At 67.2% G+C, this 25,769-nt stretch carries 25 protein-coding genes; 11 read left to right on the plus strand and 14 right to left on the minus strand.

The window, feature by feature from the left end; translation table 11 throughout:
- Positions 1-91: 91 nt before the first annotated feature.
- Positions 92-1,630, minus strand: coding sequence for a GGDEF domain-containing protein (locus AC5P6S_RS12165; protein WP_005411356.1), 1,539 nt, complete (start codon positions 1,628-1,630; stop codon positions 92-94).
- A gap of 106 nt (positions 1,631-1,736) precedes the next feature.
- Here AC5P6S_RS12165 and AC5P6S_RS12170 point away from each other — a divergent pair, with 106 nt between their 5' ends.
- The 3 genes from AC5P6S_RS12170 to AC5P6S_RS12180 all read left to right on the plus strand — a co-directional run bounded on the left by AC5P6S_RS12170 (position 1,737) and on the right by AC5P6S_RS12180 (position 3,658).
- Positions 1,737-2,372 carry a Rossmann-fold NAD(P)-binding domain-containing protein gene (locus tag AC5P6S_RS12170; RefSeq protein ID WP_012481462.1) on the plus strand — a complete coding sequence of 212 codons (636 nt, stop codon included), beginning with the start codon at positions 1,737-1,739 and terminating at the stop codon, positions 2,370-2,372.
- On the plus strand, positions 2,372-3,079 hold the full coding sequence (locus AC5P6S_RS12175) for a helix-turn-helix transcriptional regulator (RefSeq protein ID WP_049417955.1): 708 nt from the start codon (positions 2,372-2,374) through the stop codon (positions 3,077-3,079). Before AC5P6S_RS12170 ends, AC5P6S_RS12175 begins: the two co-directional genes overlap by 1 nt.
- Before the next feature lie 192 nt (positions 3,080-3,271).
- On the plus strand, positions 3,272-3,658 hold the full coding sequence (locus tag AC5P6S_RS12180) for a VOC family protein (protein ID WP_012481460.1): 387 nt from the start codon (positions 3,272-3,274) through the stop codon (positions 3,656-3,658).
- A 138-nt stretch (positions 3,659-3,796) separates the two neighbouring features.
- Here the strand turns inward: AC5P6S_RS12180 and AC5P6S_RS12185 are convergent, their stop codons facing one another.
- The 4 genes from AC5P6S_RS12185 to pdhA are packed head-to-tail and all read right to left on the minus strand — an operon-like array spanning position 3,797 to position 7,688.
- Complete coding sequence (locus AC5P6S_RS12185) at positions 3,797-5,194, minus strand: dihydrolipoamide acetyltransferase family protein (RefSeq protein ID WP_012481459.1); 1,398 nt, start codon at positions 5,192-5,194, stop codon at positions 3,797-3,799.
- On the minus strand, positions 5,191-5,544 hold the full coding sequence (locus tag AC5P6S_RS12190) for an SH3 domain-containing protein (protein WP_005411349.1): 354 nt from the start codon (positions 5,542-5,544) through the stop codon (positions 5,191-5,193). Before AC5P6S_RS12190 ends, AC5P6S_RS12185 begins: the two co-directional genes overlap by 4 nt.
- 1 nt (position 5,545) lies before the next feature.
- Positions 5,546-6,613, minus strand: a complete 1,068-nt coding sequence (locus tag AC5P6S_RS12195; RefSeq protein WP_005414714.1) for an alpha-ketoacid dehydrogenase subunit beta — start codon at positions 6,611-6,613, stop codon at positions 5,546-5,548.
- Positions 6,606-7,688, minus strand: a complete 1,083-nt coding sequence (gene pdhA, locus AC5P6S_RS12200; protein ID WP_188246401.1) for a pyruvate dehydrogenase (acetyl-transferring) E1 component subunit alpha — start codon at positions 7,686-7,688, stop codon at positions 6,606-6,608. Before pdhA ends, AC5P6S_RS12195 begins: the two co-directional genes overlap by 8 nt.
- Before the next feature lie 335 nt (positions 7,689-8,023).
- Here pdhA and AC5P6S_RS12205 point away from each other — a divergent pair, with 335 nt between their 5' ends.
- From AC5P6S_RS12205 to AC5P6S_RS12220, 4 genes are all read left to right on the plus strand, one after another.
- Positions 8,024-8,899, plus strand: a complete 876-nt coding sequence (locus AC5P6S_RS12205) for a tryptophan 2,3-dioxygenase (protein WP_005411346.1) — start codon at positions 8,024-8,026, stop codon at positions 8,897-8,899.
- Between the two features lie 181 nt (positions 8,900-9,080).
- Complete coding sequence (locus AC5P6S_RS12210) at positions 9,081-10,580, plus strand: peptide MFS transporter (RefSeq protein ID WP_005411345.1); 1,500 nt, start codon at positions 9,081-9,083, stop codon at positions 10,578-10,580.
- Between the two features lie 19 nt (positions 10,581-10,599).
- A complete protein-coding gene (locus tag AC5P6S_RS12215; RefSeq protein ID WP_005411344.1) occupies positions 10,600-11,205 on the plus strand; it encodes a thioredoxin family protein in 606 nt (201 codons plus the stop codon).
- A gap of 301 nt (positions 11,206-11,506) precedes the next feature.
- Positions 11,507-12,646 (plus strand): hypothetical protein, encoded by a 1,140-nt coding sequence (locus AC5P6S_RS12220; RefSeq protein ID WP_005411343.1) that lies wholly within the window; start codon positions 11,507-11,509, stop codon positions 12,644-12,646.
- 31 nt (positions 12,647-12,677) lie between these two features.
- Here the strand turns inward: AC5P6S_RS12220 and AC5P6S_RS12225 are convergent, their stop codons facing one another.
- Together AC5P6S_RS12225 and AC5P6S_RS12230 are read right to left on the minus strand one after the other, a co-directional pair.
- The gene (locus AC5P6S_RS12225; protein ID WP_425519723.1) at positions 12,678-13,520 is read right to left on the minus strand and encodes a PDDEXK nuclease domain-containing protein; all 843 of its coding nucleotides are present in this window, start codon (positions 13,518-13,520) and stop codon (positions 12,678-12,680) included.
- A 607-nt stretch (positions 13,521-14,127) separates the two neighbouring features.
- The gene (locus AC5P6S_RS12230; protein WP_005411341.1) at positions 14,128-14,685 is read right to left on the minus strand and encodes a MarR family winged helix-turn-helix transcriptional regulator; all 558 of its coding nucleotides are present in this window, start codon (positions 14,683-14,685) and stop codon (positions 14,128-14,130) included.
- 66 nt (positions 14,686-14,751) lie between these two features.
- Here AC5P6S_RS12230 and hppD point away from each other — a divergent pair, with 66 nt between their 5' ends.
- The gene (gene hppD, locus AC5P6S_RS12235) at positions 14,752-15,864 is read left to right on the plus strand and encodes a 4-hydroxyphenylpyruvate dioxygenase (RefSeq protein WP_005411340.1); all 1,113 of its coding nucleotides are present in this window, start codon (positions 14,752-14,754) and stop codon (positions 15,862-15,864) included.
- Between the two features lie 85 nt (positions 15,865-15,949).
- A complete protein-coding gene (gene hmgA / locus AC5P6S_RS12240) occupies positions 15,950-17,248 on the plus strand; it encodes a homogentisate 1,2-dioxygenase (protein WP_005411339.1) in 1,299 nt (432 codons plus the stop codon).
- An 84-nt stretch (positions 17,249-17,332) separates the two neighbouring features.
- Here hmgA and AC5P6S_RS12245 read toward each other — a convergent pair whose 3' ends face one another.
- A complete protein-coding gene (locus AC5P6S_RS12245) occupies positions 17,333-17,869 on the minus strand; it encodes a hypothetical protein (protein WP_033833880.1) in 537 nt (178 codons plus the stop codon).
- Positions 17,870-17,994: 125 nt separating this feature from the next.
- Between AC5P6S_RS12245 and AC5P6S_RS12250 the strand changes: the two genes are divergently transcribed.
- Positions 17,995-18,651, plus strand: a complete 657-nt coding sequence (locus tag AC5P6S_RS12250) for a hypothetical protein (RefSeq protein ID WP_049427647.1) — start codon at positions 17,995-17,997, stop codon at positions 18,649-18,651.
- 73 nt (positions 18,652-18,724) lie between these two features.
- Complete coding sequence (locus AC5P6S_RS12255; RefSeq protein ID WP_049419056.1) at positions 18,725-19,684, plus strand: sodium:calcium antiporter; 960 nt, start codon at positions 18,725-18,727, stop codon at positions 19,682-19,684.
- A gap of 74 nt (positions 19,685-19,758) precedes the next feature.
- Here the strand turns inward: AC5P6S_RS12255 and AC5P6S_RS12260 are convergent, their stop codons facing one another.
- The 6 genes from AC5P6S_RS12260 to AC5P6S_RS12285 are packed head-to-tail and all read right to left on the minus strand — an operon-like array spanning position 19,759 to position 25,681.
- Positions 19,759-20,148 (minus strand): Na+/H+ antiporter subunit G, encoded by a 390-nt coding sequence (locus AC5P6S_RS12260; RefSeq protein WP_005414707.1) that lies wholly within the window; start codon positions 20,146-20,148, stop codon positions 19,759-19,761.
- The gene (locus tag AC5P6S_RS12265) at positions 20,145-20,429 is read right to left on the minus strand and encodes a K+/H+ antiporter subunit F (RefSeq protein ID WP_005411334.1); all 285 of its coding nucleotides are present in this window, start codon (positions 20,427-20,429) and stop codon (positions 20,145-20,147) included. Before AC5P6S_RS12265 ends, AC5P6S_RS12260 begins: the two co-directional genes overlap by 4 nt.
- On the minus strand, positions 20,426-20,932 hold the full coding sequence (locus tag AC5P6S_RS12270) for a Na+/H+ antiporter subunit E (RefSeq protein WP_005411333.1): 507 nt from the start codon (positions 20,930-20,932) through the stop codon (positions 20,426-20,428). The genes AC5P6S_RS12265 and AC5P6S_RS12270 overlap by 4 nt, the downstream gene beginning before the upstream one ends.
- Complete coding sequence (locus AC5P6S_RS12275; RefSeq protein ID WP_049419052.1) at positions 20,929-22,464, minus strand: monovalent cation/H+ antiporter subunit D; 1,536 nt, start codon at positions 22,462-22,464, stop codon at positions 20,929-20,931. The genes AC5P6S_RS12270 and AC5P6S_RS12275 overlap by 4 nt, the downstream gene beginning before the upstream one ends.
- A complete protein-coding gene (locus AC5P6S_RS12280; protein WP_012481447.1) occupies positions 22,461-22,853 on the minus strand; it encodes a Na+/H+ antiporter subunit C in 393 nt (130 codons plus the stop codon). Before AC5P6S_RS12280 ends, AC5P6S_RS12275 begins: the two co-directional genes overlap by 4 nt.
- The gene (locus AC5P6S_RS12285; protein WP_005411330.1) at positions 22,853-25,681 is read right to left on the minus strand and encodes a monovalent cation/H+ antiporter subunit A; all 2,829 of its coding nucleotides are present in this window, start codon (positions 25,679-25,681) and stop codon (positions 22,853-22,855) included. The genes AC5P6S_RS12280 and AC5P6S_RS12285 overlap by 1 nt, the downstream gene beginning before the upstream one ends.
- Between the last annotated feature and the right edge of the window lie 88 nt (positions 25,682-25,769).

Consider the following 25,769-nt stretch of genomic DNA (forward strand, 5'->3'; position numbering starts at 1 on the left):
AGGTAGAGGCCGACCTTGGTCGGCGCTTCGTTTGCCGCGCGCGCCAACCAAGGTTGGCACCTACCAAAGCGGTTCGCGACGGGCCGGACGGTCAGCCCGCCTGCACGCGGTTCTTGCCCTGTCGCTTGGCCGCATACAACGCGTCATCCGCACGGCGCAGCAAAGCCTCGGTATCGTCGCCCGGCTGCCATTGCGCCAGCCCGGCGCTGAAGTGCACCGGCACGCGCCGGTCCTGCACGGTCAGCACGCGGTGCGCCAGTGAGCGTTGCAGGCGCTGCACGGTGGCCATGCTGTCGGCACCCTGGGTTTCCGGCAGCACCAGCACGAACTCATCGCCACCCAGCCGTGCGATGCCGTCAGTGGCGCGCAGCAGCAGCCTGCAAACGGCCACCAGGTGCTGCAGCAACGCATCGCCACCGGCGTGGCCGTGCGCCTCGTTGGTCAGGTGGAAATCATCCAGGTCGATCACCGCCACGCCCAGCGGTGAGTTGTTGCGCGCAGCACGCGCCAGTTCACGCTGCAGCAGTTCGTCCAGGCCGCGGCGGTTCAGCGCCTGGGTCAGCGGATCGATGCGCGCCAGATCACCGGCGGCACGCAGTTCCTGCTCCAGCTCGGCAATGCGCTGTTCGGCGCGTTCCACTTCCTGCCGCGCATTGGCCAGGTGATCGCGGGCCTGCGCGGCCTGTTGCTGCACCTTGCCGGTGTCGCGCATCACGTCCTGCAGCAGCTGGTTGAGGTCGGCGATGCTACGCGCCTCGCGCAGCTGCAGTGCGTAGCTGCCGATGCGGTCGTGGTACTCGCCGGTGCTGGTGGCCATGCCATCCATGCGCTCGATGAACTCGCCCATCAACCCGCGCATGGCTGCCTTTGAATCGTCGATGCCCTGGCGCAGCAGGCCCTGCTTGTAGATCACTTCGCGCAGTTCGGCACGGGTGCGCTCGACTGCCTCGGCTTCCAGCGGCCCGTCCAGCAGCTGGCGCACCGCCGCGATCTGGCCCTGCAGCCAACTGCGGTCGTCCAGCAGCTCGCTCACGTTTTCCAACAGCAGCGCGAACAGTTCCAGCAGCAGCGCCTGCTGCTCCTGCCAGCTCTCGGCACGCACGCCGACCTGGTGCCCGAGTTCGCGCACGCCCTGTTCGATCGGCTCCAGTGCGGTACCCGGCTGCCACTGGCGCAGGCGCGTGGCCAGCGCCTGCGCTTGTTCGCGCAGATCCGGGTCGTGCTGCAGCAGGGCCACCACGGCGCCACCCAGCAGCAGCCGCAGCTGCTCGGACAGGCGCAGGCTTTCCGGCTGTCCGTCCGGCGAATGCTGTTCGATGGTGCGGATGTACTTGTCGATCAGCTGCCGCATCGCACGCCCGTAGCGCGGCCAATCGGCACTGGCCTGCGCCGACTGCAGGCGGTCGCCCATGTCACCCAGTTCGCCGGGCAGGGTGGCCATGCCGTTGGCGAAGGCGGCCAGCAGCGGTTCCGGCGCGTCGGCGCCGGCGAACAGCTGCTGCAGTGCCACGCCACCACCGCCCTGCAGTACCACGCGGTCGCCCAGCCCATCGTCCACCACCGCGCGCACGCGTGCCGGCGGCCCAAGGGCGGTACCGGGGGCAGGGCGGTGGTCGGGCTGGTCCGTCATGGAGCGAATCCTGGGGGGTGGCAGGGACTGGTTCCAGCATATCGGCGCGGCCGCCGACGGCTTGAACGGCTAGGATGGGCGACAGGATGCCGCAGTGGAGGTGGTGATGCGCGTGATGTTGCTGGGGGCAACCGGCCTGGTCGGCGGGCTGACCCTGTCCCGGCTGCTGGACGACCTGCGCTGCAGCGCCGTGGTGGCACCCACCCGCCGCCCGTTGGGCATGACCCACGGGAAGCTGGAGAACCCGGTGCTGGCCTTCGATGCGTTGCCCACTTCGCCAGCATGGGCGCGCGTGGACGCGGTCATCTGCGCGCTCGGCAGCACCATTGCCCAGGCCGGCAGCCGCGAGGCTTTCCACCGCATCGATCATGACTACCCGTTGGCCTTCGCCCGCCTGGCGCAGGCACAGGGTGCACAGACTTATGTGCTGAATTCCGCGGCCGGCGCCAATCCACAGTCGTCGATCTTCTACAGCCGGGTGAAGGGCGAATTGGAACGTGACCTTCGTGCGCTGGGCTTCCATTCGTTGACCCTGGTCCGCCCAGGGCTGATCGGGGGCGAGCGCAACGAGGTGCGTCGTGGCGAGCGCCTGGCGCTGACGGTGCTCGGTGCTTTGGGGCCGATGTTGCCACGGGCGTGGCGGATCAACCCGGCCAGCGAGATCGCCAAGGCACTGGTCGAGGCCGCGCTGGCCCCGCAGCCGGGTGAGCACGTGGTTGCATCGAGCGCACTGGTCGGCTGATGTCGCGTGCGCTGCGCCTGACCCAGTTGCTGCAGCTTCTGCGCCGCCATCGGCGGCCGGTGGGCGGGCAGACGCTGGCCGAAGCGCTGGGCATCAGCCTGCGCACGCTGTACCGCGATATCGAGACCCTGCGTGAGCAGGGCGCTGACCTGCGTGGCGAGGCCGGCGTTGGCTACCAGCTGGCGCCGAGCGACACCCTGCCACCGATGACCCTGCCGCCGGCCGAGATCGATGCGCTGGTGCTCGGCCTGCGCTGGGTCGCCGCGCGCACCGAGCCGGCGCTGGCCGAGGCAGCGCGTGATGCCCTGGCGCGCATCGCGCATGTGCTGCCAGCAGCGCGCCGGGAAGCCTTGCGTGACAGTGGCCTGCGCGTTGGCCCTTCGCGCGCTGCGGCCAAGGTGCCGGCTGCGCGTCTGCAGGCCGTGCGCGAAGCAGTGGGTTCACAGCAGCGCCTGAAGTTCGGCTACGAGGACGCGCACGGCCAGCGCAGCGAGCGCATCGTCTGGCCGTTCGCGCTGGGCTACTTCGATGAGGTGCCGATGCTGGCGGCGTGGTGCGAGCGCCGCGAGGATTTCCGCCATTTCCGTCTGGACCGCATCCGCCAGGCGCGTGTGCTGGAGGATCACTACCTCGTGCCACGCGCCACCCTGCTGCGACGCTGGCAGAAGGCGCAGGGCATCGCGCCGGACTGGCTGGACCGTTCATAACCACAGCAACAGCCGGGATCCGGGGCGTGTAGAGTCGACTGTTAGTCGACTGTCGCGCGCAGCGCGGAGTTTTAGGCAGGTTGAGGGAAGAGCAGTCGACTAACAGTCGACTCTACCAACAGTCGACTCTACTGACAGAATCTGTCAGCAGGCTCGTTCCACCATGATTGCTCCCAACAACGGAGCTTCCCCATGTTCACGCCCAGCACCCTGCTGCAGTACGTGCGCGACGTCGCCGCCAGCGCCACCTTCTACGGCGGCATCCTCGGCAAGCCGCCGGTCGAGCAGTCGCCCGGCTTTGCCCTGTTCCTGCTCGGCGATGGCGCCGCACTCGGCCTGTGGCAACGCGACGACGTGCAGCCTCCGGTGTCCGCGCAAGCAGGCGCCGCCGAACTGGCAATGGTGGTGGCCAACCCCGACGCCGTGCAGCAGATGCACGATGCGTGGCGCGCTCTTGGTGTGGAGATCCTGCAGGCGCCGGTGACGCTGGAGTTCGGCCATACTTTTGTCGGGGCAGATCCTGATGGCCACCGCCTGCGTGTGTACAGCCGCGCCGAGGGCCTGGTCGCGCGCGATTGATCGCCCGCATTGTGTAGATCCACGCCATGCGTGGATGGAGCGCGACGGAGCAGGCACAAAAAAACGCCGGGCAATGCCCGGCGTTTTCTCCAAGTCATGTGCCAACCAACGGTTGGCACCCACCGATCAGGTGGCCGATCAGCTGGCCAGCGCCAGGTCGTCCATCATTGCGCGCAGGAAGCGCGCCGCTTCGCCGCCGGTGGCCGCGCGGTGGTCGAAGGTGACCGACAGCGGGATCACCTTGTGCGCTTCCACGCCGCCCATCACCGGGGTCATCTGGTGGCGGGCACGGCCGGCACCGACGATGGCCACGCACGGCGGCACCACGACCGGGGTCGCGTAGCGGCCGGCGAACATGCCGAAGTTGGACAGCGAGATGGTGTAGCCGCTCAGTTCCGAGGCGGCGATCGAACGCGATTCCACCTGCTCGCGCAGGCGGTTGACGCCTTCGCGGATGCCACGTGCATCCAGCATGTCGGCATTGCGCAGGGCCGGCACGAACAGGCCGTCGTCGGTGTCCACGGCGATGCCGATGTCCACCTGCGCGTGCAGGGTACGGGTCAGCGCTTCACCGTCGAACCAGGCGTTCATCGCCGGCACCTTCTGTGCAGCGACCACGATCGAACGCACCAGGCGCGCGGTGACGTCGTTGCCCGGCAGCCAGGCATGGATGTCGGCGTCGTCGTTCAGCGTGGTCGGCACCACCTTGCTGTGCGCATCGGCCATCACGCGGGCCATGTTGCGGCGCACGCCCTTCAGCGGTTCCGGCTGGCCCTTGGCGACCACGCCCGGCGGCTGGGTGCGCATCGGCTTGCCGGCGGCGGACAGCGGGGTGCGGGCTTCGCTCTGCACCGGGGCAGACACCTGCGCCGGGGCCGGCGCGGCATAGGCAGCAGCGGCAACCGGTGCCGGAGCAGCGCCGAGCTTGGCGGTGCCGTTGGCGGCAGCCTGCTTGACGTCGGCCATGGTGACCGCGCCATCGGTGCCGGTAGCGGCCACGCGGCTCAGGTCCACGCCCAGCTTGCGCGCCATCGCACGCACGGCCGGCACGGCCTTGACGCCACCGACGGCCAGCGCCTGTTCGGCATGCACGGCATTGGAGCTCTGCATCGCACCGACCACGGTACCGGCGTCATCACGCTCGGCAGCGGCGGGCTTGGCTTCTTCTGCGGCCACCGGTGCGGCAGCAGCGGGAAGCGGCGGCGGGGTCGGTGCGGCAGCCGGCGCGGCCGGTGCGGCATGACCATGGCTGTGGCCGGTGTCCTGGCCATCGGCACGCTGCGGCAGGTTCGGGTCCAGTTCGAAGCTGGCCAGCACCGAACCGGTCGGGATGATGTCGCCGGCACCGCCGGACAGCTTCAGCACCTTGCCGGAGAACGGCGAGGGCACTTCCACCACGGCCTTGGCGGTCTCCATCGACACCAGCGGCTCGTCCAGCTTGATCACATCGCCTTCCTTGACGAACCACTCGACGATGGTCGCGTCCGGCAGGCCTTCGCCCAGGTCGGGCAGGTTGAAGTTCTTGGTCTGGCTCATTTGCAGTTCTCTTCCAGCAGTTCCAGTTCGCGGGCCGGCAGCCAACCCGTCGCGCCATTGGCGCGCTCGGACCACCACCACCCGCCGTGTTCGTGATGAAGCTTCACCATCTCGCCGCTTTCCACATCCAGCTCGCGGGCGTCGTAGTCGCACAGCGCTTCGGCGCGACCCTCGTCCAGCAGCTGCAACCAGGCGATGGGCGCCCATCCAGCGCGCCCATCGTTGGTGCGTACCCAGGCAAACGCCGGCCATTCCTCGTCACGTACACCTACTTCGACGATCTGGCCGGTGTGGAACCGGAGCGGGTTGGGATACTGGCTGCGGTAAGCCCCCAGAAGGCGGGCCCGCATGTCAGCCGGCCGCCACCGCGCGCTTGGCCGCAGCCACGATCCGCTCAACGCTCGGCAGGTACTTCATTTCCAGGCGGAACAGCGGGATGTGGGTGTCGTAGCCAGTGACGCGCTCGACCGGGGCCAGCAGGTCGTAGATCGATTCCTCGGCCAGGCGCGCGGCGATCTCGGCGCCGAAGCCCGCGGTCTTCGGGGCCTCCTGCACGATCACGCAGCGGCCGGTCTTGGCCACCGATTCGGCGATGGTGGCGAAGTCCAGCGGACGCAGCGTGGCCACGTCGATGACTTCGGCACTGATGCCTTCGCCGGCCAGCTTGTCGGCCGCTTCCAGCGCTTCCTTCACCTGCGCGCCCCAGGTCACCAGGGTCACGTCGGTGCCGTCGCGCAGCACGAAGCAGACGTCCAGCGGCAAGGCTTCGCCGTCGTTGACGACCACTTCCTTGTACTGGCGGTAGATGCGCTTGGGCTCCATGTAGATCACCGGATCCGGTTCGCGGATCGCGGCCAGCAGCAGGCCGTAGGCGCGCTGCGGCGACGACGGCAGCACCACGCGCAGACCCGGCACGTTGGTGAAGATCGCCTCGTTGGCTTCGCTGTGGTGTTCCGGCGCGCGGATGCCACCGCCCCACGGCACGCGCAGCACCATCGGGCAGTGCAGGCGGCCACGCGTGCGGTAACGCAGGCGTGCGGCGTGGCAGACGATATGGTCGACCATCGGGTACATGAAGCCATCGAACTGGGCTTCGGCCACCGGCTTCATGCCCTGCGCGGCAAGACCAATCGTCAGGCCGGCGATGGTGGTTTCATCCAGCGGGGTGTCGAGGATGCGGTCCGAGCCGAAGCGCTGCTGCAGACCGGCAGTGGCGCGGAACACGCCGCCGTTGACGCCCACGTCTTCGCCCAGCACCAGCACCGACGGGTCGTGTTCCAGCTCCCAGGCCAGCGCCTGGGTGATGGCTTCGATGAGGGTGATCGGGGTGGTGGTCATGCTCTCTTCTCCGCGCGCGACCGCAGCGCTGTCGGCGGCGTTGGTGTGCGCGCCGGGCGCGCCGTTCTTGATCTCATCCATGGCGCTTCTCCAGGGCGATCGCCTGGGCACGCTGGGCCAGCAGGTCCGGCGGCGGATCGGCATACAGGAAGTCGAACATCGCCTCGACCGGCTGCACCGGCGTGTTGAGGTACAGGTTCACTTCCTCGTCCACGCGCGTGCCGCACTCGGCGACCCAGGCAGTCTCTTCGTCCTCGCTCCACACACCGGCGTTGATCAGGTACTTGCGCAGGCGCAGCATCGGCTCGCGCTGCCAGGCATCCTTCACTTCGGCGTCGTCACGGTAGCGGCGCGCGTCATCGGCAGTGGTGTGGTCGGACAGGCGATAGGTCATCAGTTCCAGCACGGTGCCGCCGTCGCCGGCCAGCGCACGTTCGCGCGCCTGCTCCATTGCCGCCAGCACCGCGATCAGGTCATTGCCGTCCACCTGCAGGCAGTGCAGGCCACCGGCCAGGCCTTTCTGCGCCAGCGTTTCGGCACCGGTCTGGGCCGAACGCGGAACCGAGATGGCCCAACCGTTGTTGACGATGCACAGGATCAGCGGGAGCTTGTAGGCGCCGGCCGAATTCAGTGCTGCGTAGAAGTCGGTCTTGGAGCTGCCGCCGTCGCCGCACACGGCCACCGCGATCTGCGCTTCCTTGTTGAGCTTGAACTTCAGCGCCGCGCCTGCGGCATGCAGGCACTGGGTGGAAATCGGCACGCAGAACGGGAAGTCCTTGGCCGCGTTGCCGCCGTAATCGTTGCCGCGTTCGTCGCCGCCCCAGTACATCAGCACGTCGTGCGGACGCACGCCACGCATGAACATCGCGCCATACTCGCGGTACGAAGGCGCGAACACGTCGTCCTTCTGCATCGCCGCGCCGATACCCACGTGCGCGGCTTCGTGGCCCAGGCATGCGGCATAGGTGCCGAGCTTGCCGGTGCGCTGCAGTGCGATGGATTTGCTGTCGAACGTACGTACGAACAGCATCTGCTTGAACAGCGGTACCAGGACCTTGGGGTCGCGCAGCGACGCAGGCAGGTCATCGCGGACGAGTTTGCCGTCCGTATCCAGGTACTGCAGGTATTCGATCTTGAATTCAGCGGCAACCGTCATTGCGTACTGCACCTTCGACAGAGAAGTTACAAATGATATGAATCGCCATGTTAAGGAACGCGTACGGAATAGCCTTCCTGCGCCGCAACACGGGGATTCCCCGTTTTACCCCTGCCGGCGGGTGGGGGGGCAATAACAACAACGTATTCAGTCGTTGCTGCAAAGCATCAGAATACGCCTCAGGCTGACCGCCAGTACAACGGCCTGGACGGTTCCACGCGCAGGCCTGGGATCGGCCGATGCTCCACGGCCAACCGCACGCCCCGGTATGGACCCGGCGGCTGCCAGCGCGGCGGCAACGCGCTACCCTTGCCGCCCCCGATCTGGTCCCGCCCATGTCCGTCGACAACAACCAACGCGATCTCGAAGCCGGCATCCACACCGACCTGCAGGGACGCCTCACCTACGGCGGCTACCTGCGGCTGGACCAGCTGCTCAGCGCGCAGCAGCCGCTGTCCAGCCCGCCGCACCATGACGAGATGCTCTTCATCATCCAGCACCAGACCTCGGAACTGTGGCTGAAGCTGCTGGGCCATGAGCTGCGTGCCGCAATCGGCTTCCTGCAGCGCGATGAAGTCTGGCAGTGCCGCAAGGTGCTGGCGCGCAGCAAGCAGGTGCTGCGCCAGCTGACCGAGCAGTGGTCGGTGCTGGAAACACTGACCCCTTCCGAATACATGGGCTTCCGCGACGTGCTGGGCCCGTCGTCGGGCTTCCAGTCGCTGCAGTACCGCTACATCGAGTTCCTGCTGGGCAACAAGAACGCGCAGATGCTGCAGGTGTTCGAGCACGACCCGGCCGGGCAGGCGCAGCTGCGCACCGTGCTGGAGGCGCCCAGCCTGTACGAGGAATTCCTGAAGTACCTGGCCCGCTTCGGCCATGCCGTGCCGGCGGTCTACGAGGCCCACGACTGGACCCAGCCGCACGTGGCCGACGACGCCCTGCAGCCGGTCTTCGAACGCATCTACCAGGACACCGACCGCTACTGGCGCGAGTACGCGCTGTGCGAGGACCTGGTGGACCTGGAGACCGCCTTCCAGCTGTGGCGCTTCCGCCACATGCGCACGGTGATGCGGGTGATCGGCTTCAAGCGCGGCACCGGTGGCTCGTCCGGCGTGGGCTTCCTGGCCAAGGCACTGGAGCTGACCTTCTTCCCCGAGCTGTTCCAGGTGCGCACCAGCCTGCAGGCCGCGCCCCCGGCAGCACAGGCCTGATCCGCATTCAGCTTGGATCCCGGCCGGCGGCTGGATCGTTTCAGATGCAAGTTCAGCGAGCAGGCTGGCACCTGCCTCAAACGGCGTGTATTTGACGTGAACGCCAGAAGTCGGTGATCCTCGCGCGTTGCTCCAACTGCACAGCGGACGTGCTCGTCATCCACCGAACCAGGAAACCCGCATGAGCGTAAACGCCACTGCGAACACCCCAGAGCCGGCGCTGCCGGACTTCAAGACCACGCTGGGCCACCCGCGCCCGTTGTGGATGCTGTTCATGACCGAGTTCTGGGAACGCTTTGCGTTCTACGGCATCCGCTGGGCCTTGGTGCTGTACATCGTCGCCCAGTTCTACAACGGCAGCGCTGCCGGTGAAGGCGACGCCAGCCGCATCTACGGCGCCTACCTGGCCCTGGTGTACGCCGCGGCGATCTTCGGTGGCTACGTGGCCGACCGGGTACTGGGCTACCAGCGCTCGATCCTGACCGGCGCGATCATCATGGCCGCCGGCCTGTTCATGATCTCGCTGCCGCAGGAGCACATCTTCAAGCTCGGCCTGGCCACGATCATCGTCGGCAACGGCCTGTTCAAGCCCAACATCTCGACCATGGTCGGCAAGCTGTACGGGCTGAAGGACGAGCGCCGCGATTCGGGCTTCACCATCTTCTACATGGGCATCAACATCGGCGCGATGATCGCCCCGGTGCTGACCGAGTACCTGGCCCGCAAGGTGTTCGGTACCGACGCGATGCCGTCCTACAAGGTCGTGTTCATCGCCTCGGGCGTGGGCATGCTGATCTCGCTGGTGTGGTTCTACATCGGTCGTGCCGGCCTGAAGGGCATCGGTGCACCGCCGGCCGGCGCTGAAGGTTTCGGCCGCATCATCATGGTGCTGGCCGGTGCCGTGGTCGCCATCCCGGTCGCGTACTTCCTGCTGGCCACCGGCGCCACCGCGCTGGCCTGGATCCTGGGTGCGATGTTCACCGCGCTGGCCGTCCTGCTGCTGGTCGAGGGCATCCGCGAAGGCAAGGTGCAGCGCGACCGCGTGATCGCCATGCTGATCATCTTCGCCTTCAACGTGATGTTCTGGATGTTCTTCGAACAGGCCGGCAGCTCGTTCACCTTCCTGGCCGAGAACATCGTCAACCGCCAGTTCGGTGACTGGACCTTCCCGACCGCATGGTTCCAGTCGGTCAACTCGGTGGCGATCATCACCCTGGCCCCGGTGATCGCCTGGATCTGGGTGGCCATGGGCCGCGCCAATCCGTCCATCCCGCGCAAGTTCGGCCTGGGCCTGCTGTTCAACGGCGCCGCCTTCGCGCTGCTGATGTTCGCCCTGTCGCAGATGGTCGTGGACGGCAAGATCCCGTTCTGGACCCTGTTCATGGTCTACGTCATCCAGTCCGTGGGTGAGCTGTGCCTGTCGCCGATCGGCCTGTCGATGGTGACCAAGCTGGCCCCGGTGCGCCTGGTCGGCTTCGGCATGGGTGGCTGGTTCCTGTCCACCGGCATCGGCAACAACCTGTCGGGCATCTTCGCTGGTGTGGTCAGTGGTGAAGGCGGCATGACGGTCGAGTCGGCCCTGAAGGGGTATACCTTCGGGTTCTGGGCCCTGATCGGCTCCGGCGTGGTGCTGTTCCTGATCGCCCCGCTGATCAACAAGCTGATGCACGGCGTCAAGTAATGATGAGAGGGTAGAAGGCATGCGTAGCAAGCTCGGTACTGCGGCAGTGGTGGTCTGTGCGGCGCTGATCGGCGCCTGTTCCCAACCGCAACCGCCTGCCACCGCCGAGCCCACGCAGCCCCTGGATACCCGACCCACCGAGCCACCGGTCGCTGACCCCAGCGAACCGGTGGCCTCGGGCAACACCCCGGTGGCGGCAGACATCGCCGCCATCGCCGGGCTCGGTGCGCAGTTCGACCCGGCCCGCAACCCCGCCGATGATCTGGCCACCGCCAAGGTGGAAGCCCAGCGGGGCAAGAAGCGCATCCTGCTGGAGGTCGGCAACGCCGCCTGCGAGCGCTGCCGCGCGCTGGACGATGTCGTGGAAGGCAACGGCGACCTGCGTCGCTTCCGCGATGCCCACTACGTGTGGGTGAAGGTCAACGCCAGCGACGAGCAGCCCAACACCGCCTTCTTCGCTCAGTTCCCGGTGATGGAGCGCGACTACCCGCACCTGCTGGTGCTCGATGCCGATGGCGGACTGCTGGTGTCGCAGGCCACCGGCGAACTGCGCAGGGGCGAAGCCTTCCAGCCGGCACGGGTGAGCGCCTTCCTGAAACAATGGGCGCCTGACAAACCGGAATAGGGGTAGTGCCGGCCGCTGGCCGGCAGGGGTGGTGGTGGGTGGGTGCCGACCGCTGACCGGCAGGAGTGGTGGTGGGTGGGTGCCGACCGCTGACCGCCAACCCCGGTGGACGCCGACCGCTGACCGCCATCCCCGGTGGGTGCCGACCGTTGGTCGGCACAGAAGTGCATCCACGCATCACGTGGATCTACTGTGGTTGCGGTCACATTCCCGGAATCGGCATCTCAATATCGCAACGCGCTCGCCGTTACCGGCAAGGACCTCAGTCGACATCCCGTCGATGCAACCTTCCGGAATGCCCATGCACAGCGACCACGCCGAACGACTGCCCGAACCCGCCAGTGAGTTGGCCGAGGGTGGAGCAGGCGAGGGCGTGACCCTGCCGCCGCAGGAGGCGCTGCTGGATGACACCGGAACCGGCGAGGCCACCGTCGACCTGGCGCCGCCGCGTCATCGCCTGCCGCAGATCGCGCTGCCCGACAACGTGGTGCTGAAGGGGGCGGTGCAGAAGCTGGTCGAGCAGAAGTCCCGGCTTGATGCGCTGGCCGCCGATGGCCAGCTGGCCGGGCTGCTGCCACCGGAGTGGCAGGGGCACGGCGTGCGTGCGATAGAGCTGTCCACCTTCATCCAGGGTGTGCTGCCGTTCCTGCAACCCGGCGAACGTGGCGAAACCGCTCCCGCGCGCCTGCCGGTGCGCCATGTGCTGGGAGACGACAGCCGCTGGGGCCTGGACGATGTCGCCGAGCCGAAGTCGCTGGCCTGGTACCTGGCCAGCGACGAACGCGCCACCGCTGGCAGCAAGGACGTGGCCGAGGCCTATCTGGTGGGGGCGCTGGGACTGGCGTGGATGCAGGAAGGGCGCAGCCGCCCCGGCTTCCTGCGCGCGATGGGGCAGGACAGCCTGGCCGCGCGGGTGACCATGCTCGGCTACCCGCCGGCCAACGAACTGGCGCTGTACAGCGTCACCGCGCATGGGCAGCAACAGATCTGGTGCGTGCATGGCCGCCGTCGCATGCGCCCGCTGGTGGCGCCGTGGCTGAGCGTGCCGGTGCTGACCGCGTATGGCGTGCCGGCGCCGGTCGCGTGGCCGTCCAGTTTCCCGCCGGTGGAGGCCGTGGCCGAGCTGCTGGCGACCGCACGGCAGGGGCGCGCGCTGCCGGAAGTGGACCTGGCCAAGGCGGTGGCGAAGATCGCCGAGGACGCCGCCTCGGAAGCCTGGCAACCGGTCAGCCTGCTGCAGCTCAATACCTGGTCACCGCGTTGGCATTTCTTCCTGGGCACCTTCGTCGGCCTGCCGTCGCTGCTGCTGGTGGCGGCAGCGCTGGCGCTGCCGGGGGCGGTCGAAGCAGCCACGGTTGCGGCTTCCCTCGGCTTCGCCGGTGGTGCCATCGCGGCGCTCGCGGTGCCGTGGATCCATGCACGGCGCAAGCATCTGAGCTGAAGCATGGACGCCATCCGCGCGTGGCGTAGATCTACGGGAGGCCGGGCGCCGCGGTCTGCAGCTGCTGCCGCGCCCGCTCCATGGCAGTCTGCAATCTTTGCTTGAGGACCTCCCGGGAGGGCAGCGTGGTCAGGTACTCCGCAACATGGATGCCTGAGCGGTCCAGCTCCAGCAATTCAATCTGGCCCGCCTTCTTCCCTGTGCAGAGGATGATGCCCAACGGCGCCTGCTCGCCGTCCTCACGTTCGTACCGGTCCAGCCAGCGCAGATAGAGTTCCATCTGTCCCTTGTAGGCCGGCTTGAACTCGCCGATCTTCAACTCGATGGCAATTAGTCTGCGCAGGCGCCGGTTGTAGAACAGCAGGTCCAGGTGGAAGTCATCGCCGTCGATCTGGATGCGCTTCTGGCGGGCGACGAAACTGAAGCCCGTGCCAAGTTCAAGCAGGAAGCCCTGCATCTCGCGAAGGATCGCGGTTTCAAGGTCCTGCTCGTCCCAGCTGTCCTTGAGGCCAAGAAAGTCCAGCACGTAGGGATCACGCAGTACCAGCCCTGGAGACAGCTGCTGGTTGCCGCGCAGTGCCGCCAACTCTTCGGCGATGGTCTGCTCTGGCTGACTGGAGAGTGCCGTGCGCTCATACAGCATCGAATCGACGCGCTGGCGCAGCGTACGTACACTCCAGCCCTCGGTGGCGGCCATCTGTGCATAGAAGTCGCGCTTGAGTGGGTCCGCCAGTGGGATCAGCGCGATGAAATGGGTCCAGCTCAATTGTCGTATCAGCGATACGACAATCTGCTCGTCTGCAAATGCGATGGAGAACTGCACCATCCGGCGCAGGCTCTTCTCACCGAAGGATGTGCCGAACTCGGCAGACAACGCCTTGGCGATCCGGGTGAAGAGAACCTCGCCGTAACGCGCACGTGCCCCGCCATCTGGTCAACATGGATGCGACGACCGATTCGCCAGTACAGCAGCGTCAACTCGGCGTTGATGGACCTGTGCATCCTGCTGCGCGCTGCGCAGATCAGCTCTCTGAGATCGGCCAGCAATTCCTGGCCATGCGGCGACGTTGAACGCGAGTCATCCATGAGGGAGCCCGTTCGATGTGGATGGCCGGGCTGTACCCGTTGAACGTGTACCATCCGGCCGCACACGTGAGCAGTCCAATAGGAGAATTCACTGGATCAGCCCGTTTCGATACACCAGCCTGGCGGAAACGGGCCGTATCGGGCCAATGCGGAAATGCCGCTGGGCGAGGGCGACACTTCAGGGCGGGATCTGCGGAAGGTGAATGCGTCCGATGGCATCGTTTGCGGTCGGTCCGCAGTCCGCCAAAGAGCGGGTCCCGTCAGATCAAAGGGAGCGGACGACAATCGCCCAGCCACTGTTCCGCTACCGGCCGGGGTCGGCATCCGCGACTTGGGGCCCCAAAACGACTTAATCCCCTCCGTCCCCTTTTTCTTCCCTCCGTCCCCTTTTTCTTTCAGACTCCTTCGCCCATCCGCTCCAGGCCTTCGCCGGCCAGGCGCAGGATCAGCTTCTCCAGCACCTGCTCTTCCTCTTCGCTCAGCACCGACATCAGCTTGCGGGTGATCTCGATCACCATCGGCGCGATGGTCTCGTATACCTCGAAGCCGGCTGCCGACAGCGCCAGCACCGAGCGGCGGCGGTCGTCGCCGTGGGTCTCGCGCTTGATGAAGCCGCGCTCCAGCAGGCGGGCCACGGCACGGCTGACCGCCACCTTGTCCATCGCCGTGCGGTCGGAGACCTCGCTGGCCGAGGAGCCCGGGTACAGCGCCAGGATGGTGATCACCCGCCACTCGGGGATCGCCAGACCGTAACGATCGCCATATAGCTTGGCGATGTTGCCACTGACCCGGTTGGACAGCACGCTCAGCCGATACGGCAGGAACTGTTCCAGGTCGAGCAGGACGTGCGAGGAACGCAGGCGGGTCGAAACGGGATCGGCGGGGCTCATGTTGCGGTGCACCTTGCTGGTGGTTTCAAGTGTAACTATAAGGGGTAGGTCCAGACCCTGCATTCTCGCCGGGTCCCTACCTGCCCGCACCTGGTTTGTACCGATGCGGTACCGATTCGGAGCCACGCCATGAATACCGCAGTCCCGACCGCCTCGCATCCCAACCCCGGCATGCAGGTCACCACCTTCGAGAACCCGATGGGCATCGACGGCTTCGAGTTCGTCGAATTCGCCGCCCCGGCCGGCCGTGGCCAGGAGCTGCACGAGTACTTCCGGAAGATGGGCTTCAGCGCGGTGCTCAAGCACAAGCAGCGTCCGATTACCGTCTATCGCCAGGGCGACGTCAACTTCCTGGTCAATGAGGACCCCGATTCGTTCGCCGCCGACTTCGCCGAGAAGCACGGTCCGTGCGCCTGCGGCTTCGCCATCCGCTTCAAGAAGCCGGGCCAGGAGGTCTACCAGACCGCGCTGGGCAACGGCGCCGAAGCCATCGCCTTCAAGCCGGACAGCAAGGCGGTCAGCGCGCCGGTCATCAAGGGCATCGGCGACTGCATGCTGTACCTGGTCGATCGCTACGGCAGCGCCGGCAGCATCTACGACGGCGACTACGAGCCGATCGCCGGTGCCGACCTGCACCCGGTGGGCTTCGGCCTGACCTTCATCGACCACCTGACCCACAACCTGTATTTCGGCAACATGCAGCAGTGGTCGGACTACTACGAGCGCCTGTTCAACTTCCGCGAGATCCGCTACTTCGACATCAAGGGCCTGAAGACCGGCCTGGTGTCCAAGGCGATGACCGCGCCGGATGGCATCGTGCGCATCCCGCTGAACGAATCGTCCGACCCGAAGAGCCAGATCAACGAGTACCTGGACGCGTACAAGGGCGAGGGCATCCAGCACATCGCCTGCTTCACCGAGAACATCTACGAGACCGTCGAAGCGATGCGCGCGCAGGGCGTGGACTTCCTCGATACGCCGGAGACCTACTTCGACGTGATCGACCAGCGCGTGCCGAACCACGGTGAAGACGTGCCGCGCCTGGCGAAGAACAAGATCCTGATCGATGCGGATCCGGAAACCCACCAGCGCAAGCTGCTGCAGATCTTCACCCAAAACTGCATCGGCCCGATCTTCTTCGAGATCATCCAGCGCAAGGGCAACGAAGGCTTCGGCGAAGGCAACTTCACCGCACTGTTCGAGAGCATCGAGCGCGACCAGATCCGCCGCGGCGTGCTGTAAGGTCTGCAGGCAATGCCGGCGTCCCGCCGGCATTGCCTGTCCGAATGGTCGTGCCGGCCGCTGGCCGGCAATCTCTGGAGTTCCCATGTCCCCCGCCATCACCGCCCGTGGCTACCAGTCCGGCTTCGGCAACGAATTCGCCACCGAGGCCGTTGCCGGCGCGCTGCCGGTCGGGCAGAACTCACCGCAGAAGGTCGCCCACGGTCTGTACGCCGAACAGTTGACCGGCACCGCCTTCACCGCGCCGCGTGGCAGCAACCGCCGCAGCTGGCTGTACCGGATCCGCCCGGCGGTGACCCATGGCGAGTTCACCCCGTTCGCGCAGTCGCAGCTGCAGTGTGATTTCGGCGCACAGCCGGCTTCACCGAACCAGCTGCGCTGGAGCCCGCTGCCGCTGCCGGAGCTGCCGACCGATTTTGTCGAAGGCCTGTACACGATGGGTGGCAACGGCTCGCCCGATGCGCATGCCGGCGTGGGCATCCACCTATACGCTGCCAACCGCGACATGGTCGGCCGCTACTTCTACGACGCCGACGGCGAGCTGCTGATCGTGCCGCAGCTGGGCGCGCTGCGCCTGCTGACCGAGCTGGGCGTGATCGAGATCGAGCCGCAGCAGATCGCGGTGATCCCGCGCGGCGTGCGCTTCCGCGTTGAACTGCCCGATGGCCCGAGCCGTGGCTACATCTGCGAGAACTACGGTGCGCTGCTGAAGCTGCCCGACCTCGGCCCGATCGGTTCCAACGGCCTGGCCAATCCGCGCGACTTCGAGACCCCGCATGCGGCGTTCGAGGATGTGGATGGCGATTTCGAACTGATCGCCAAGTTCGAGGGCCGCCTGTGGCGTGCGCCGATCGACCATTCGCCGCTGGACGTGGTGGCCTGGCACGGCAACTACGCGCCGTACCGTTACGACCTGCGTCGCTTCAACACCATCGGTTCGATCAGCTACGACCACCCGGATCCGTCGATCTTCCTGGTGCTGCATTCGCCCAGCGACACCCCGGGCACCAGCAACATGGACTTTGCGATCTTCCCGCCGCGCTGGCTGGTGGCGCAGAACACGTTCCGTCCGCCGTGGTTCCACCGCAACATCGCCAGCGAGTTCATGGGCCTGGTGCATGGCGCCTACGATGCCAAGGCCGAAGGCTTCGTCCCGGGTGGCGCCTCGCTGCACAACTGCATGAGTGGTCACGGCCCGGACGCGCCGACCTTCGACAAGGCGTCCAATGCCGATCTGTCCAAGGCCGATGTGATCAAGGACACGATGGCCTTCATGTTCGAGACCCGCGCAGTGATCCGCCCGACCGCACAGGCGCTGGCCGCCGGCCACCGCCAGGGCGATTACCAGCAGTGCTGGAACGGCCTGCGCAATAACTTCCGCTGACCCTAAAAAGGGGACGGAGGGGATTAAGCCGCAATCAGCACACGTGTGCCTGAAACGACTTAATCCCCTCCGTCCCCTTTTTCTTCAGGCGACCTCGGCGAACGCGTCGCAATGCTCCAATGGCAACGCCTCCAGCAGGCGCTGCCGTACGCGCTGGCAATAGCCATCCGAAGTGAGCGTGGGCAGCAGCTGCATTGCCGACTGCAGTCGCTGCAGCACCTCGTCCTCCGCACGCGCTTGCTGCAGGTCGCGGAACAGCGCCGCCGCCTGTGGATGCCGCTGCATTTCCAGGATGCCCAGCACGTAGATGCGCGCTGCCACCAGTGAGCGCCGGCGTTCGACCGCGGGTGCAGCAGGTGTCGCTGCCGGCGGCGCGGGCACCGGCGCTACCGCGGCTGCGGTCGACGGTGCTGGGGTCGTGGCGCCCGTGCCGGTGCTCAGGTACCCCGCCTGTACCAGCTGGATGACCATCGCCGGTGCTTCCTGGCCGAGCAGACCGGTCAGGTCGGCGACGGTACGCTGGCCGTCGCACAGGATCAGCAGCCGGCGCTGGCGCATGTCCAGCGGCGCGCGGTGGGCCTGCAGCGCGGTTCGGGCGAGATCGGTCTTGCGCGGTTGCATGGAAGGGACGGCCAGGTCGGTGCTCGCCGAGCCTGAACGAAGGCGATGAAACCGCGATGACAATGCAGCGCCTGCACACCGGATGGGCTAGCGTGCAGCCATCCTTGTGCCAGGGAACCGCACCGATGAAGCACCTTCCGCTTGCTGGTCTGTTGCTCCTTTCGCTCACCGCCTGCAGTGCTGGCCCCGACAAGCAGGGGGCGGCCGGCAGCGGCAGCGACACCCCGGCGGAAACCGCCTCGGCGACCGGACCCTCGCAGTCGACGGATCCCGACCTGGCCGCCCGTCCAGCCAATGACCGTCGCGAGGACAGTCCCGCGCGCCTGGATGGCTTCGCTGGGGCGAAGCTGGGTGCCGGCATCGCCGAGGTCCGTGCCGGCTTCGGCACGCCGCTGCAGGGTCTGGGCACCGATGCGGCCGGCAAGCCGCTGCCGGCTGACGACAGCAACGACGGCTGCTACTTCCTGCGCCCGCAGGATGCCGAAGATCCGCGCCTGATGATCGAGGGCCGCAAGCTGGTGCGCTACGACGTGCGCAGCGCCGCCATCACCGCACCGGGCGGTGGCAAGGTCGGCATGACCCTGGGTGAGCTGCAGGTGCTGTATCCCGAGCGCGCGGACGTCGGCCCCGACAAGTATGACGAGAAGGCCCAGCACCTGCGCGTGCGCCCGGCGCAGGAGGGCGGGGCGGTGATCGACTTCGCACTCGGTGCCGATGGCCGGGTGGGTGCCTGGCGCGTCGGACAGACCCCGCAGGTCGATTATGCGGAAGGCTGTGGCTGATCCTTGATCCACGGCCCAGCCGCGCGTACGGGCCAGGCGTAGAATCGCGCCACGACCGCTGGGGGAGTGCTCGATGATCGCCATTGCCATTGCCTGGTTCCTGCTCGGCCTGCTGCTGCTGGCGCTGGGCGGGGACTCCATCATCAAGGCCGTGTCCGGCCTGGCCCAGCGTTTCGGCGCCAGCCCATTCACTGCCGGGCTGTTGCTGCTCGGGGTGACCACCTCGTTGCCGGAACTGGCAGTCAACGCGCGCGCGCTGGCGGTGGGCCAACCGGAGCTGGCACTGGGCAACGCGGTGGGAAGCAGCATCGTCAACCTGGGCTTGACCCTGGCGGTGGCGGCCATGGCTGCGCCCCTGCTGCTGCGCGCTCGCCTGCAGACGGTGCTGTGGTGGTCGCTGCTGGCGGCGGGTGTGCTGCTGATCCTGTTCGGGCTTGATGGCGGTCTGGCACGTTGGGAAGGGGGCATACTGCTGGCCGGCTTCATCGTGGTGCAGGTGCTGCTGCTGCGCCGTGGTCGCAGCGAGAGCGCGGAGGTGCAGGTGGCCATCGCCGAGTCCGCACTGAGCCGCACCAGCCTGCCGTTGAATGTGCTGCGCGTGCTGATTGCCGCGTTGGCGCTGTACTGGGGCGCGCGCCTGGTGGTGGGCGCCGCCGCCGACTTCGGCGCCGCCCTGGGTTGGACGCCCCTGCTGGTCGGCCTGCTGCCGTTGGCGATCGGTACCGCACTGCCGGAGGTGGCCACCGCCATCGCCGCCGCGCGTCGCGGGCATGGCGACATAGTGCTGGGCCACGTGCTGGGTTCCAGCGTGGTCAACCTGCTGCTGGTGATCGGTGCGATGGCGATACTGCAGCCGCTGGCGCTGCCGGCCTCGTTCGTGCGCCTGGAACTGCCGGCGCTGCTGGCGTTCGCGCTGGTGCTGTACCCGATGCTGCGTGGCGACCTGAAGATCAGCCGCGGCGAAGGTGTGATCCTGCTGGTCGCGTTTGTCGGCTGGTTCGTGCTGGAACTGCTGCTGGTCGGCGCGGCATGAGGTAGTGCCGGCCGCTGGCCGGCAACCTCACTGCCTCTGACGGAACCCTTGCCACTGCCGGCCAGCGGCCGGCACTACCGGTTCTGCGTGGCTTCCTCTTCCCGCACCGGCTCCGGCGGCGGCAGCTGCTCCTCGGCGGCACGTTCGTTGCCTGGCAGGGTGGGGCGGGTCTCCATCAGCAGCGACAGCGCGGCCTTGGCCATCATGTGCGCGCTGATCGGTGCGGTGATGAACAGGAACACGGTGATCAGCAGCTCGCGCGGCTGCGGGTCCTGGCCGAGGAAGATGTGGTAGCACACCGAGCACACCAGCACGCAGCCCACGCCCAGCGTGCTGGCCTTGGTCGGCGCGTGCAGGCGCTTGAAGAAGGTCGACAGCTTCACCAGGCCCAGTGCGCCGACCAGGATGAAGAAGCAGCCGAACAGCAGCAGGATCGACAGGCCGATCTGGATCGCGGTGATCATTCGACGATGTCCCGGCGCAGCACGAACTTGCTCAGCACCACGGTGCTGCCGAAGCCGAGCATGGCGATGATCAGCGCCGCCTCGAAGTAGATCGGCGAATTGAGGTACATGCCGAACAGCATCAGCTCGGCGATCGCGGTCACCGACAGGGTATCCAGCGCAAGGATGCGGTCGGGCACGGTCGGCCCGCGCAGCAGGCGCCAGGTGGCCAGCAGCATGGCCAGGCCGACCACGTGCATGCACACCACCAGGGTGGTCTGGATGACTTCAAAACCGGTCATGGGAAGATCTCCATCAACGGCGCCTCGTAACGGCGCTTGATCGTATCGATCAGGTCCTGTGGGTCCTCCAGGTGCAGCACATGCACCAGCAGGAACTTGCGGTCGTCGCTGAGCGCGGCCGAGACCGTGCCCGGGGTCAGGGTGATCATGCTGGTCAGCGCGGCGATGCCGTGGATGTTGGCGATGTCCAGCGGCAGCCAGATGAAACCCGGGTGGATGTTCTTTTCCGGGCCCAGCACCTGCAGGGCGACGCGGATGTTGGACATCAGGATGTCCCACAGGGTCACGCACACCAGCCTGGGCAGTGGCCGCAGGGTGCCGATACGGGCGAACTCGCGGTCCAGGCGCGCGGCGAACAGCGGCACCACCACGCCCAGCAGCAGCCCCAGCACGATCTGGCCGAGGGTGAAGCTGTCGGACATCAGCAGCCAGAACGCCACCACCATGATGCTGAGCATCGGCGAGGGAATCAGGCGACGGAACAGGGAGCGCTGGGCGGTCATGGCTGGCGGATCTCCGGCGTGGTCGCACGCAGTTGCTGCACGTACTCGCTGGGTTGCAGCAGCTGTGCGGCGGTGGCGTCGGTGTAGCGCATCAACGGTGCCGCAGCCAGGGTCATGCCGATGCCGTAGGCCAGCAGCAGGCAGGCGGCGTAGAGTTCTACCCGGCGCAGGGGAGCCTTGCGCGGCTTCGGTGCCTCCGGATCGACCGGCGGCACGCGCCAGAACAGGCGGATGCCGCCGCGGGTCAGGCCCATGATCACCAGCAGGCTGCTGACCAGCACGGCGGTCCAGACCGGGCCGGTGTACTGCGCCGGCATGCCGGCCAGCAGTGTGGCCTTGGCCAGGAAGCCGGACAGAGGCGGCAGGCCGGCCACCGACACTGCCCCGATCAGGAACAGCACCGCCGGCGTTTCCTTGCCCGGCATCGGCGCCACCACCTCCTTGCGGTCGCTGGCGCCACCACGGCGGCGGCGGATCAGGTCGGCAACCAGGAACAGCGCAGCGGCCACGAAGCTGCTGTGCGGCAGGTAGTACAGGCCGGCCGACAGCACCTGCGGCGTGCCCACCGAGAAGGCGATGAACAGTGTGGCTGCCGACACGATGACCAGGTAGGAAATCAGTACGCGCAGGCGGGTCGCGGCCAGGGCGCCGAGCCCGCCCAGCACCAGCGTCGCCACGCCGGCCCACAGCAGCCAGTCGCGGCCATAGCCGGCCATCGCGCCCGCGTCATCGCCGAACCACAGCATCTGGATGCGCAGCACCGAATACAGGCCGACCTTGGTCATGATCGCGAACAGCGCCGCCACTGCGGCCGGTGCGCGCGAATAGGCTTCCGGCAGCCACAGGTACAGCGGCATCAGCGCGGCCTTGGCGCAGAACACCAGCAGCAACAGGCCCATCGTGGCCTTCACCAGGGTCAGCTGCGTCGGCGGCACCGCGGCAATGCGCTGCGACAGCTCGGCCATGTTCAGCGAACCCAGCGTGGCGTACAGCAGGCCCAGCGCGATCAGGAACAGGGTCGAGGCGGTGACGTTGAACACCACGTAGTGCAGGCCGATGCGCATGCGCAGGCCGCGGCCACCGCTGAGCAGCAGGCCGTAGGAGGCGATCAGCATCACCTCGAAGAACACGAACAGGTTGAAGATGTCGCCGGTCAGGAACGCACCGTTGAGGCCGACCAGCTGGAACTGGAACAGTGCATGGAAGTGCGGTGCGCGGCGGTCCCAACCCGAGCAGGCGTGCAGCAGGCAGGGAATGGCCAGCAGCAGGGTGGTCAGCAGCATCCATGCCGACAGCCGGTCGGCCACCAGCGCGATGCCCAGCCGCGACGGCCAGTCGCCCAGCAGGTAGACGTTGATGTCACCGCCCGCGGTCGACGCGAACAGCAGGCCCACCGCCAGCGCCAGCGCCGACAGCGAGGTCCACGCGACCGCGCGCTGCACCCTGGGGCCGTAGCGGCGGTGTTCGACGAACAGCGACAGCGCGGCGCCGAGCAGCGGAATCAGGATCGGCAGGATCACCAGATGGTTCATGCGCGGTCCTCGCCCTGGCGCGCCGATGCGCTCTCATCCTGCAGGTCGTCGTCGGGCTCGTGGGCGTCCACATGGTCGCTGTGGTTGTCGCTGCGGCTGCGCATGGCCAGCACGATGCTCACTGCGGTCATCGCGAAGGCGATCACGATCGCGGTCAGCACCAGTGCCTGCGGCAGCGGGTCGGTGTAGTTGCCCAGGTGGCTGTCCACGCCCTCCTGCAGCACCGGCGCCTTGCCCAGCACCACGCGGCCACCGGCGAAGATCAGCAGGTTGGTGGCGTAGGACAGGAAGGTCATGCCGAGGATCACGTCGAAGCTGCGCGCACGCAGCAGCAGGTAGATGCCGATGGCGGTCAGCACGCCGATCGCGGTAGCCAGGGCCAATTCCATCAGTGCATCTCCCCGGTGCGGGCCGAACGGCGTTGCAGGTCGATCTCACCCTTGCGGGCAGCGCGGGTACGCGACGGCTTGATCGTGCCCATCATCGACAGCATCAGCATGGCGCCGCCGAACACCACCAGATACACGCCGATGTCAAAACCGATCGCGCTGGCCAGCGGCACGTCGCCGATCAATGGCAGGTGCAGGTCGAGGTGGCCACTGGTCAGGAACGGCACGCCGAACAGCATCGAGGCGCTGCCGCTGAGCAGGGCGATCAGCAGGCCCATGCCGATGCAGCGGATGTAGTCGAAGCCGAAGCGCGATTCCACCGACGCGGTGCCCTGGATCACGTACTGGATCAGCAGCGGCACCGCCAGCACCAGGCCGGCGATGAAGCCGCCGCCCGGTGCGTTGTGGCCGCGCAGGAACAGGAAGATCGACACGGTCAGCGTCAGCGGGAACATGATCTGCGCCAGGTCGGCCGGCACCGGCAGCTTGATCGGCGGGCCGGGCATGATCTGTTCCGGTGCCATCCGCGTGCGCCGCAGCAGTGCGTGCACCACCAGCGCGGCGATGCCGAACACGGTGATCTCGCCGAAGGTATCGAAGCCGCGGAAGTCGACCAGGATCACGTTGACCACGTTCTGGCCGTAGGCCTCGGGCAACGCACGGGCGAGCAGTTCGCCGGCCATGGTGTTCGGCGGCAGGGTCATCGCCGAATAGGCCAGCGCACCCAGGCCGGCGCCGGCGATGATCGCGATCACCGCATCGCGGCGCTTGCGCCAGCGCGGGCGTTCCGGCCCGGACTGCGCGGGCAGGTAGTTCATGCCCAGCAGCATCAGCACCAGGGTCACCATCTCCACGAGCAGCTGGGTCAGGGCCAGGTCGGGTGCGGACAGGAACACGAAGGTCAGCGCCACCATCAGGCCGACGCCGCCGACCAGCAGCACCGCCAGCAGGCGCTGCTTGTAGATGCGCAGGGTGGCCACCGCGCAGGCCATCATCACCAGCCACAGCGCCCAGCCCAGCAGCGGCATCGGCTGTGGCGCGGTCCAGTTTGGCGACGCCGGATCTGCCACGAATGGCGCGGCGGCAACTGCGATCGCCACCAGCACCAGGCCCAGCAGCATGCGCTGCAGGCTGCCGTTGGCGATGCCGTTGGTCAGGCGCATGGCCAGTGCGGACACGGCATCCAGCTGTGCATGGAACACATTGCGGCCAGTGCTGACGTTGGTCACGGCATGCAGGTTGATCAGCTTGCGCAGGCCGAAGTACAGCGCCACGCCGCCGATCACACCGATCGCGCTCATCGCCAGCGGCAGGTTGAAGCCGTGCCATACCGCCAGGCTGTACTCGGGCATGGCGCTGCCGAGGATCGACGCCGCAGCGGCATGCAGCACCGGTGCCACGGTCAGTGCCGGGGCGATGCCAACTGCCACGCAGATCACCACCAGCAGTTCCACCGGTACCTTCATCCAGCGCGGCGGCTCATGCGGCACGCGATCCAGGTCGTGCGGGCCGGGGCCAAAGAAGGTGTCGTGCACGAAGCGCAGGCTGTAGGCCACCCCGAACACGCCAGCCAGCAATGCGGCGATCGACACCGCCGTGCGCATGATTCCCGGGCCTCCGGCCGTGATCGCCTCGGCAAACAGCATTTCCTTGGACAGGAAGCCGTTGAGCAGCGGGATGCCGGCCATCGCCAGCGAGGCGATGATCGCCAGCGCGCTGGTGAACGGCATCAGCCTGCGCAGGCCGCCCAGCTTGCGCATGTCGCGGGTGCCGGTCTCATGGTCGATGATGCCGGCGGCCATGAACAGCGAGGCCTTGAAGGTGGCGTGGTTGAGGATGTGGAACACACCGGCCACCACCGCCATCGGCGTGGACAGGCCGAACAGCAGGGTGATCAGGCCCAGATGGGAAATGGTCGAATAAGCCAGCAGACCTTTCAGATCGTGCTGGAAGATCGCGTTCCAGGCGCCGATCAACAGCGTGATCGCACCGATGCCGCTGACCGTGTAGAAGAACAGGTCGCTGCCGGCCAGCGCTGGATGCAGGCGCGCCAGCAGGAACACACCGGCCTTCACCATGGTGGCCGAGTGCAGGTAGGCAGAGACCGGAGTGGGCGCGGCCATCGCGTGCGGCAGCCAGAAATGGAACGGGAACTGCGCGCTCTTGGTGAAGATGCCCGCCAGCACCAGGAACAGCGCGTACGGGTACAGCGCGCTGGCGCGGATCTGCTCGCCGGCGGCCAGCACCACGTCCAGGTCGAAGCTGCCGACGATGCGCCCGATCAGCAGTACGCCACCGAGCAGCGCAAGGCCGCCGCCGCCAGTGATCACCAGCGCCATCCGCGCGCCCTCGCGGGCGTCCTGGCGGTGCGACCAGAAACCGATCAGCAGGAACGAGCTGATGCTGGTCATTTCCCAGAAGATCATCAGCAACAGCAGGTTGCCCGAAAGCACCATGCCCAGCATGGCGCCCATGAACAGCAGCAGGTAGCAGTAGAAGCGGTGCGCGTTGTCCTGCTGGCTCAGGTAGTAGCGCGCGTACAGCACCACCAGCGCGCCGATGCCCAGCACCAGCCCGGCGAACATCCACGCCAGCCCGTCCAGGCGCAGGGTGAAGTCCAGGCCGATCTGCGGCAGCCAAGGGACCATCGTCCGCACCACCTGGCCGTCGAGTACGGACGGGGTCAGCCAGCCGAGGATGGCCAGTCCGCCCAACGGCGCCAGCGCCGCCAGCCAGGCAGCAGTCGAGCGCGAACTACGGGGGAAGGCCGCAACAGCCGCTGCCATCAGGAACGGCAGGGCCAGCAGCAGGGGCAGGCTGGGGAGCATGCAGGGAATCCATGATTCACGAGCAGGTCAGGGAGGATAACAGGCTGCGAAATGTCGCTGAAACCCATCGAACAGCGATCAATTGCAT

Source organism: Stenotrophomonas sp. YJH_SMC_119 (genome assembly GCF_059368315.1).

Bases quoted from the DNA above. Each gene is read 5' to 3' on its own strand.
- AC5P6S_RS12165 (WP_005411356.1), bottom strand. From the start codon at position 1,630: ATGACGGACCAGCCCGACCACCGCCCTGCCCCCGGTACCGCCCTTGGG.
- AC5P6S_RS12170 (WP_012481462.1), top strand. From the start codon at position 1,737: ATGCGCGTGATGTTGCTGGGGGCAACCGGCCTGGTCGGCGGGCTGACC.
- AC5P6S_RS12175 (WP_049417955.1), top strand. From the start codon at position 2,372: ATGTCGCGTGCGCTGCGCCTGACCCAGTTGCTGCAGCTTCTGCGCCGC.
- AC5P6S_RS12180 (WP_012481460.1), top strand. From the start codon at position 3,272: ATGTTCACGCCCAGCACCCTGCTGCAGTACGTGCGCGACGTCGCCGCC.
- AC5P6S_RS12185 (WP_012481459.1), bottom strand. From the start codon at position 5,194: ATGAGCCAGACCAAGAACTTCAACCTGCCCGACCTGGGCGAAGGCCTG.
- AC5P6S_RS12190 (WP_005411349.1), bottom strand. From the start codon at position 5,544: ATGCGGGCCCGCCTTCTGGGGGCTTACCGCAGCCAGTATCCCAACCCG.
- AC5P6S_RS12195 (WP_005414714.1), bottom strand. From the start codon at position 6,613: ATGGATGAGATCAAGAACGGCGCGCCCGGCGCGCACACCAACGCCGCC.
- pdhA (WP_188246401.1), bottom strand. From the start codon at position 7,688: ATGACGGTTGCCGCTGAATTCAAGATCGAATACCTGCAGTACCTGGAT.
- AC5P6S_RS12205 (WP_005411346.1), top strand. From the start codon at position 8,024: ATGTCCGTCGACAACAACCAACGCGATCTCGAAGCCGGCATCCACACC.
- AC5P6S_RS12210 (WP_005411345.1), top strand. From the start codon at position 9,081: ATGAGCGTAAACGCCACTGCGAACACCCCAGAGCCGGCGCTGCCGGAC.
- AC5P6S_RS12215 (WP_005411344.1), top strand. From the start codon at position 10,600: ATGCGTAGCAAGCTCGGTACTGCGGCAGTGGTGGTCTGTGCGGCGCTG.
- AC5P6S_RS12220 (WP_005411343.1), top strand. From the start codon at position 11,507: ATGCACAGCGACCACGCCGAACGACTGCCCGAACCCGCCAGTGAGTTG.
- AC5P6S_RS12230 (WP_005411341.1), bottom strand. From the start codon at position 14,685: ATGCAGGGTCTGGACCTACCCCTTATAGTTACACTTGAAACCACCAGC.
- hppD (WP_005411340.1), top strand. From the start codon at position 14,752: ATGAATACCGCAGTCCCGACCGCCTCGCATCCCAACCCCGGCATGCAG.
- hmgA (WP_005411339.1), top strand. From the start codon at position 15,950: ATGTCCCCCGCCATCACCGCCCGTGGCTACCAGTCCGGCTTCGGCAAC.
- AC5P6S_RS12245 (WP_033833880.1), bottom strand. From the start codon at position 17,869: ATGCAACCGCGCAAGACCGATCTCGCCCGAACCGCGCTGCAGGCCCAC.
- AC5P6S_RS12250 (WP_049427647.1), top strand. From the start codon at position 17,995: ATGAAGCACCTTCCGCTTGCTGGTCTGTTGCTCCTTTCGCTCACCGCC.
- AC5P6S_RS12255 (WP_049419056.1), top strand. From the start codon at position 18,725: ATGATCGCCATTGCCATTGCCTGGTTCCTGCTCGGCCTGCTGCTGCTG.
- AC5P6S_RS12260 (WP_005414707.1), bottom strand. From the start codon at position 20,148: ATGATCACCGCGATCCAGATCGGCCTGTCGATCCTGCTGCTGTTCGGC.
- AC5P6S_RS12265 (WP_005411334.1), bottom strand. From the start codon at position 20,429: ATGACCGGTTTTGAAGTCATCCAGACCACCCTGGTGGTGTGCATGCAC.
- AC5P6S_RS12270 (WP_005411333.1), bottom strand. From the start codon at position 20,932: ATGACCGCCCAGCGCTCCCTGTTCCGTCGCCTGATTCCCTCGCCGATG.
- AC5P6S_RS12275 (WP_049419052.1), bottom strand. From the start codon at position 22,464: ATGAACCATCTGGTGATCCTGCCGATCCTGATTCCGCTGCTCGGCGCC.
- AC5P6S_RS12280 (WP_012481447.1), bottom strand. From the start codon at position 22,853: ATGGAATTGGCCCTGGCTACCGCGATCGGCGTGCTGACCGCCATCGGC.
- AC5P6S_RS12285 (WP_005411330.1), bottom strand. From the start codon at position 25,681: ATGCTCCCCAGCCTGCCCCTGCTGCTGGCCCTGCCGTTCCTGATGGCA.